We start from the raw sequence: 7,363 nt of genomic DNA, 5'->3' as shown, positions 1-7,363 counted from the left end.
GCACACGCCTTTTTTATATTTGATTATGGAACGACTAACTTCAAATATAACACCGCCATTGAAAGCAAAGGATTTCAATTGCATTTCGACAGGCATTTAAGAATTAAGATCGTTGACAACGAAGGCTTTTCATGGGGAGATGTTAGAATAGCACTTTTTCAAAACAATAACGGCAAAGAAGAAATTTCGTCAATTAGAGCGTACACCTACAATTTTACTGATGGGAAAATCGAAAAAAGCAAACTCGATAGAAGTGATCTGCTGACCGAAGAGACCAGCGAGAATTGGCAAACGCTAAAATTTGCCATGCCCAACATCAAAGAAGGCTCAATCATTGAAATTGAATACACCATCGTATCCGACTTTCTGTTCAACTTGCAGGAATGGCAGTTCCAACGGAGCATCCCAGTGCTGCACAGCGAATACTTTGTCAGTATTCCAGAGTATTTTAACTACAATCAGAGCCAATTTGGATATTTTCCTGTTAGTATCACAACCGGCAGCAGAAGAAACAAGATAATCTTTCGTAGTACGGAACGAACGGGCGACTATATTGTAAAGTCTGAAATGCGCAGCAGCGAAGTTGAATTTGAAGAGAAAACCTTTCATTATCTGGCCAACAACATCACCTCGTTCCCAAAAGAACAGTTCTTAAGAACAGGTGATAACTACATGTCTAAAGTCGACTTTGAACTCCAGTATACCAAGTTCCCTGATCAACCGCTGAAATACTATACAACGAGTTGGGAAGAAGTTGACGAAATGCTCCTCGACAGCGAGTATTTTGGGAAAGCACTTAATCGAGTCAATCACCTAAAAGATGATATCGTGTATTTATCCGGACTTGGTCTCGAAAATGAAGCCCTGCTAAGTTCTGCTCTTCACCAAATTCAGAAAAAAATTCACTGGAACGGCAACAGAAACAAATATCTAAAATCAACGCTCAACAGTGCTTGCAAAGATGGCGAAGGAAACAGCGCCGATGTCAACTTAAACCTTGTCGCTTTGTTGCGTGAGCTTGGATTTAAGAGTAATCCGGTTGTTCTCAGCACACAGGACAATGGGATTATTCATCCCTCCCACCCATCATTGAGTCGGTTCAACTATGTCATTGCCAAGGTTGAGCTGGGTGAAAAAACCTACCTGCTGGATGCCACCGACCCCAACTCCATGCTGAATCTGATCCCCATCAGGTGTCTGAATGATAAAGGACGAGTAATTGGAAACCAAACTGAAAAGTGGATCAATTTGATGGACTACAAACCGTACGCTGTAAATGCAACGTATCTTGTGTCAATTGACAGTGCCTTCAATATGTCAGGGAAAGTGAGCAAACAGCTATCTGAATATGGCGCTTTTGATTACAAATCGAAGCTTGCAGAAGCCAACGATGTTCATAGCTACCTGACGGAGTTGGAAGAAACCGGCACCGGGTTTAAAATTGAAAACCTTAAAGTGAAAGGTTTGGAAGAAAACAGTCAAAACCTGAGTTTTCAGTACAACATGGTGCAAAAAAAAGGATTGAACGGTGCTGGTACAATGATTTACTTTTCGCCTACTTTAGACCCGTTTTTCAAGGATAATCCTTTTAAGTTGGAAAAAAGAGAATTCCCCGTCGAATTTGACTACCCGTATATTTTCCAAAACAACTACAGCTATCTCATTCCTAATAACCTTGAGATTACAGAGCTGCCCGATCCCTTAATCGTCAAACTCCCTGAAAATAACGGCACCTTTCATTTTCAAATTCAGTCAGTAGGTCCGACACTTAATGTCAGTCTAAAACTGGTGCTCAGCAAAAGCATTTTCCTGCCAGATGAATATGAATCGTTAAAGTCTTTTTTCCAGTATGTGATCGACAAACAAAACGAACTCATCATCCTAAAAGCGATTTAAAAAAGCTTCCATCCAAGAAAAATAAACCTCGTTGGAGACAGAAACAGCAGCTTATGAAAAGACATATATTCACGGTATTCCTTGGCCTATTTGCTTCGTTTTCTTTGTTCGGCCAAGACAATTGGGATGCATCCACCATTGCAGATTCCCTGAAAAAAGATGCCGATGCGGTAATTCGATATTTTTCGACAGACTATGAAAGAAGTGCCATTGACCGATACCAAAAAACCGTGGACTATGTCGTAACCGTATTGAATGAAAATGGAAGATCAGCGGCTCACCTGGAAATCTACTACGACCGAAACTCCGAAGTAAAATCTATGGAACTGAGCATTTTTGACAAAGATGGTCAACTCGTTAAGAACATTAAGAAAAAAGACATCAACGACTATGCCTACCTGAGCAGTTCCACGCTGTTTAGCGACAGCCGGATCAAACAATACTCACCCTCTTATAACTATTATCCGTACACCGTCAGATACTCGTACTCCATAGACCACAAAGCTGTTGTCAGTTTTGCCAATTGGCATCCAACGGATTGGTTCAATATTTCGGTTGAAAAGGCTCGGCTAAACTTTCAATCGCCCAAAGAGCTGGGACTGAATTATCGAGCACTGAACGGAAACTTTAACTTCGAGTTTGAAGAAACTGATAAAACAAACAGATACCATTGGCATAGCGAAAATGTGCCAGCAGTTAAATCAGAATTCTTATCTCCGTCATATCTTGATTTGCTCCCAACGGTACTACTCTCTCCAATTCAAGTCACTTACGAAGGTTACACAGGCGATTTTGGCAATTGGGAGAATTTGGGAAAATGGGTTTACATGCTCATGCAAAACAAAGTTGAGTTGCCTTTCGAAACACTGGAAAAAATCAAGCTGTTGACAGATACAATCACTTCGGAAAAAGAGAAGGTAAAAACCTTGTATGAATACATGCAAAGCCGAACAAGATACGTGAACATTGCTTTAGGGATCGGAGGTTTTCAGCCTTTCCCCGCAGCTGATGTTGACAGCAAAGGCTATGGAGACTGTAAAGCGCTTAGCAACTACATGCATTCACTATTAAAGGGGATTGGTATTGATTCGTATTACACCGTCATCGGAAATGGGTCGTACAGAAAAATAAAGTATCCCGATTTTACCAGTCTCAACCAAACAAACCATATCATTTTATGCGTCCCTGCTAAAAACGACACAATATGGCTCGAATGCACCAATCAGAAGTTTCCATTTGGATATATTGGCTCGAGCAACTCCGACCGGTACGGACTGCTGATCAGCGAAGCGGGCGGAACCCTGGCAAAAACGCCGACTTACAGCCCGGAAAGTAATTATAGAAATTCAACGATCAACACGATATTACAGGAAACCCGAGAGGCTGATTTTGACGTGCGGACGACGTTTAACAACTATTTGTATGAGGTGGTCTTCGCACTGCTTAATATGTCAAAGGAAGAACAAAAAAGGGCGCTGATGAAGTCATTTTCCGTCAATGGGCTGGAACTAAAAAACTACAGTATTAACAGTTGCTCCGGTGACCAAGCAAAAGCTGTGTTAAGCACCGAAGGAAAATTAACAAGCTATGCTATTAAAACCGGAGACCGACTATTTGTTGAGCCAGCTTTTCTCTACCCAAACGCCTTTCATACCAGTATAAAGAACGATCGAAACCACCCCATTTATGAACCCAATGGCTACGTATACAACGACACGTTAAACATTACAATACCTGTGAATTACACGATCGAATTCGTCCCGGAAAGCTTAGATATTTCTTCGGTTTACGGATCCTACAAACTAGTCTATGGGGTTGACAAAGGCGATCGAATTATCATCATCCGAACTGCTAAGATTAACTCTGGCACCTATCATAGTTTCCTGTTTGATGAAATCAATCACTTTCTGGAACGCTGCAACAGCCAGGAAAAAGAAAAGATTGTTCTCAAGAAAAAATCAAGCTAAAAAAAGCCTTTAACGCAGGCTTCCCAAACTGTCTGTACAAACGGGTCAACTCAAAGCCAAAGGAAATAGTATATTTGCAATGCGGGCCAGTCATAAAACGAAAATGCCCTGCCGCTTATTCATAAAAAAATAGAATTGAATTAACCAATGAAGAAAATTGGCTCCATTATCCGAACAATACTTTTCCGTTCGCTTTCCTTCGAAAACTACCTGCTGGTGTTGAGTAAGGCTTATTTTTTTGCTTTCAACACGGGAGTATTAAAACTCAGCAAAGCGTTTGAATATCCGTACTTCTTAAAACATTTGATCAAGCAGGGAGATGTGGTGGTTGACATTGGTGCCAACCTGGGCTACCTCACCGTGCATTTTTCGAGACTGGTGGGCGAAGCTGGGAAAGTGCATGCTGTGGAGCCTGTGGAACCCGTGCGAAATGTTCTTCGTCAAAACACCAAACGACTTAAGAATCTTCAGATTTATCCCTTCGCGTTGGGGACTGAAAACAAAACCATTGAACTTGGCAATAACACCCGGCTCAAAAAAGGTTACATCGGTTCAGGGTCGCATTTTGTTGTAGACAATAGAGCTGCCGTAAGCGCTGAAACGGATATTGTTTCTGAAGCCATGATGCGGAGGGGAAGTGAATTGTTTCGTGATTTGGAACAGCTCGACTTCATTAAATGTGATATTGAAGGTTATGAAACGGTTGTACTACCTGAAATGAGGTGGCTGATTAATCGGTATAAACCAATTTTGCTGGTGGAAACCGCTGGAGCTAACAGAAGGCAGATGCTCGAGTTTTTCGGAAAAAACGGGTTTGATGCATTCACGCTCCAGAATGGCAGACTTCTGCCGACCAACGAAAAAGAATCGCGCGACATTCTGTTCATTCACAGTGACAAACTCAACCATTCAATTAACAAATACATTCAGAGGTAATTAGAGATAACCGTCAGACTGATGTTCATTCGGGGATTGAGCGAGTTGAGCCGATTAAGCCAGATATTTTCAACCAAAAGTCCGGGAAAACGTTTAAAGAGAATAATTTAATACTGAAGACATGTACACAGGATTTCTACATTTGCATAACACCTTACGTTGGTTGGTTTTAGTCGTGGCTTTGATTACGCTACTAAAATATTTCATGAGTTGGTTTAGTCATAAACGCTGGGAAAAATCAGACAATATTTTGGGGATTGTTTTCACAGCGGTTATGGATGTCCAATTGTTAGTTGGTCTGGCACTCTACTTTTTTATCAGCCCAATCACCAAAGCCGCTTTTCAAAACATAGGGGCAGCGATGAAAAACCCAGAGCTACGTTTTTATCTGGTTGAACATTTCCTGATGATGCTAGTCGCGGTTGTATTGGTTCACATCGGACGGAGTAAATCAAAAAAGGCCACTTCGCCGCGAAAGAAATTTGGGGCTGCACTGGTCTATTTTGCAATTGCATACATACTCCTACTTGTAGGCATTCCATGGGGAAGAGTGATCATGTAGCTCCCCTTGTTCTTAGACACGGAACGATTGAAAATATAATAAAAGGCCATCAAATTCGATGGCCTTTTATTATATCTTCAATTTCTTCAGCAACTCATTCACATCGAATCGAAGATTCACTTTCACTCGCGGAAACTTCAGTCCGTTACCGCCGTTGGTTAGCTTTGAAGCATAAATTTCGTCGATAATGTGCTGATATTTCTTACTAACTACATTACGCTTCAGTTTCAGAGTGGGCGACAACTCACCGGATTGCGGGGTCCATTCTTCGCAAACCAATCGGAATCGTTTAATCTCTTCGTGCTGTCCCAAACTTTTGTTTATGGCAGCCACTTCTTTAAAAACTTGCGAAATGACTTCTTTCTTCTGAATCAACTCTTCGTTGTCGCGGAAGTGAATTTTATGCTGCGAACACCAGTCATGAAGGTATTCGAAATTGGGAGAGATCAGCGCGCTTGCAAACTTTTCATTCTCCCCAATCACCATTGCCTGCTCGATGAAAAAAGATTCCTTCAACTTATTTTCAATCATTTGCGGGGCAATATATTTGCCCCCCGACATTTTAAACATCTCTTTTTTGCGGTCGGTTATTTTCAGGTACTTCCCATCTTCGAGCACGCCAATGTCGCCGGTATGAAACCAGCCTTCTTCATCGATCACCTCGGCGGTTAGATCCGGCGCTTTATAGTAACCTTTCATTACCGAAGGTCCTTTGCATAAAATTTCTCCGTCGTCGGCAATTCTTACTTCTACTCCATCCAAAACCGGGCCCACCGTACCGATTCTCATTTCCTTCAAGGCCGGATTGTTCACAGCAATAACCGGCGAAGTTTCCGTCAGTCCGTAACCTTCGAGTGTCAGCATGCCCGCCATGCCTAAAACCCGTGCAATTCGGGGCTGTAGCGCTGCGCCACCCGAAACCACATACACAATATTGTTGCCCAAGGCTTCGCGCCATTTGGAGTAAACAAGTTGATCGGCCAACCGAATCTGCATTCGGACAAAAAAGTTGTATTTTTTGTTATATTCGAAGTGACGGGTCAGGCTCAGCGCCCAAAAGTAAATGACTTTTTTAATCCCGGTCAGCTCGTTTCCTTTCGATACAAAGCCATCATACACACGCTCCAGCAAACGCGGCACCGAGTTAAACATGTGGGGTTTGATTTCCTTAATGGCAGCCACAATCTGCCCCAGGTTTCCGACGTAATAAACGCCCATGCCCTTGTATTGAAAATGATAATTGACACTGCGTTCGTACACATGACAGAGTGGCAAAAAACTGATCACCCGGTGACCTTTACCCAAATCGTGCATGTTAGCATGGGTCGTGAAGTTGGAAACCAGGTTCTCCTGGGTGAGCATAACACCCTTCGGGACCCCTGTTGTTCCAGAAGTATAAATGATGGTGGCCAAATCGTCAGGTGAAACCGAGTCCTTGATCTCTTCCAGCTTTTGTGCCCATTCCGCTTCGTGCTCTTTCCCTAATTCCATGATTTCACGGAAGTGCTTGCAGTCCTCAAAATCTTCGAAAGCATAAACCCCCTGAATCGAAGAAATTTCCTGTGTAACAGGATAGATCTTTTCGAACAACTTCTTATCGCCTACAATCAAATATCTGACTTCAGCGTGTTCCAAAATGTAGCTGTACTCCTCTTCGCTAATGGTTGGATAAATGGGCACATGCACCATCCCGGCCATCGCCAGACCCATGTCTGCAAAATTCCATTCCGGACGATTGGTGGTTACCGTAGCAACCTTATCGCCCCGTTGAAGCCCAAGGGCCAACATCCCCATCGCAAATTGATGAGACTTTCTCTTGTATTCTGAAGTAGAGTAGGTGTACCATTTGCCATTGGTTTTTCCGGCTAAGGCATCTTCGCGGGGATAGCTTTCTTCACACAAATCAAGAATGTCGAATGTCCGCTTCACATCTTTTCTCATGTTTTATGCTTTAGTTAAAACTTAGTCAACCGGGCAAAGTTAATATTTTATGCATCCGCGA

At 42.5% G+C, this 7,363-nt stretch carries 5 protein-coding genes; 4 read left to right on the top strand and 1 reads right to left on the bottom strand.

The genetic code is table 11. From position 1 onward, the window contains the following. The 4 genes from AAC033_RS09355 to AAC033_RS09340 form a co-directional block, all read left to right on the top strand. Positions 1–1,896, top strand: a 1,896-nt coding sequence (locus AAC033_RS09355; protein ID WP_339737364.1) for a DUF3857 domain-containing protein, incomplete at its 5' end; no start/stop codon positions are given. Positions 1,897–1,949: 53 nt separating this feature from the next. After that, positions 1,950–3,863 carry a DUF3857 domain-containing protein gene (locus AAC033_RS09350; protein ID WP_339737362.1) on the top strand — a complete coding sequence of 638 codons (1,914 nt, stop codon included), beginning with the start codon at positions 1,950–1,952 and terminating at the stop codon, positions 3,861–3,863. A 147-nt stretch (positions 3,864–4,010) separates the two neighbouring features. Further along, positions 4,011–4,799, top strand: coding sequence for an FkbM family methyltransferase (locus tag AAC033_RS09345; RefSeq protein ID WP_339737360.1), 789 nt, complete (start codon positions 4,011–4,013; stop codon positions 4,797–4,799). Between the two features lie 121 nt (positions 4,800–4,920). After that, positions 4,921–5,361, top strand: a complete 441-nt coding sequence (locus tag AAC033_RS09340; RefSeq protein WP_339737358.1) for a hypothetical protein — start codon at positions 4,921–4,923, stop codon at positions 5,359–5,361. Between the two features lie 69 nt (positions 5,362–5,430). On the opposite strand, the gene AAC033_RS09335 is transcribed toward AAC033_RS09340, so the two are convergent. Beyond that, positions 5,431–7,302, bottom strand: coding sequence for a long-chain fatty acid--CoA ligase (locus AAC033_RS09335; RefSeq protein ID WP_339737356.1), 1,872 nt, complete (start codon positions 7,300–7,302; stop codon positions 5,431–5,433). Positions 7,303–7,363 lie beyond the last annotated feature (61 nt).

It is taken from the genome of uncultured Sunxiuqinia sp. (assembly GCF_963974515.1).
Classification (GTDB): Bacteria; Bacteroidota; Bacteroidia; order Bacteroidales; family Prolixibacteraceae; genus Sunxiuqinia.
Note: the sequence above shows the minus strand (reverse complement) of the source record. Positions and strands in the feature narration are given on the sequence as shown.

Excerpts from the sequence above, each read along its gene's own strand:
- AAC033_RS09350 (WP_339737362.1), top strand. The coding sequence starts at position 1,950 with ATGAAAAGACATATATTCACGGTATTCCTTGGCCTATTTGCTTCGTTT.
- AAC033_RS09345 (WP_339737360.1), top strand. The coding sequence starts at position 4,011 with ATGAAGAAAATTGGCTCCATTATCCGAACAATACTTTTCCGTTCGCTT.
- AAC033_RS09340 (WP_339737358.1), top strand. The coding sequence starts at position 4,921 with ATGTACACAGGATTTCTACATTTGCATAACACCTTACGTTGGTTGGTT.
- AAC033_RS09335 (WP_339737356.1), bottom strand. The coding sequence starts at position 7,302 with ATGAGAAAAGATGTGAAGCGGACATTCGACATTCTTGATTTGTGTGAA.